At 59.3% G+C, this 764-nt stretch carries 1 pseudogene; it reads left to right on the top strand.

The features are described 5' to 3' along the window. Positions 1-764: pseudogene (gene pys3 / locus HMPREF2581_RS05105) on the top strand (pyocin-S3); the annotation flags it as partial.

Raw genomic sequence — 764 nt, 5'->3', positions numbered from 1 at the left:
AAGCCCAGCAGGTCACTCAACAGCTCGGTGCCGACTTCAACGCGATCACCACTCCGACCGCCACCAAGGTCCAGCAACGTGTGAAAGCAGTGGATGCTAGTCTGTCTCAGGTTTCCACCCAGGTCAGTGGTGCAGTCGCCTCGGCAACCCAGGCGGTGCAGGTCAAGACAGCGCAAGCCCAGCAACAAGCCAACAGCCAGATTTCGTCCAGCCAGAACCTGATCAGCGCGGCATTTCGGAATCAGATTGCCTTGGCAGCACAGGCCAGTGGAGAAGCCCAGGTCACGGCTTTCAACACCAAAGTCAAGCAGATCGTCAACGAAGCCACGGCGTTTTCGACAGCACGAAAACAAGCGCTGGCTCAGTTTGCTGCCAATGCGGCCGCCGAGGTCGAAACCGAGGTCAACAGGCTAACCGCCCAGGTCAAGGCCAGCCCCACCAAGGCGGCTTCGCAAGCTGCACAAGCAACCCTTCGACAATTCACTGAAAGCACCTATGCCAAGGTGAACACCTTTGCCCTGCAGACCGAAGCAGCGCTGCAGGCCAAAGCCAAGGAGGTTTCGGCAGCGGTAGCCGAGGCACAGCGTGCGGCGACCAACGATTTGCAAAAAACAGCCGATGTAGTACCAGGTCAGATCATTCAGGCTGCGAACACCTTGGCGATGCCGGCCACCTCTACGCCGCTGGTTTCGGTGGCCGGGTTTGGTAGTGCGGCAGTGGAGACGGCTCGCCTGGCGGCTTCCCTAACGAATGCTGTCAATCGC

It is taken from the genome of Pseudomonas sp. HMSC057H01, assembly GCF_001836405.1.
Classification (GTDB): Bacteria; Pseudomonadota; Gammaproteobacteria; order Pseudomonadales; family Pseudomonadaceae; genus Pseudomonas; species Pseudomonas aeruginosa.
The sequence above is the reverse complement of the archived record's forward strand: the minus strand, read 5'-3'. Positions and strand labels throughout refer to the sequence as shown.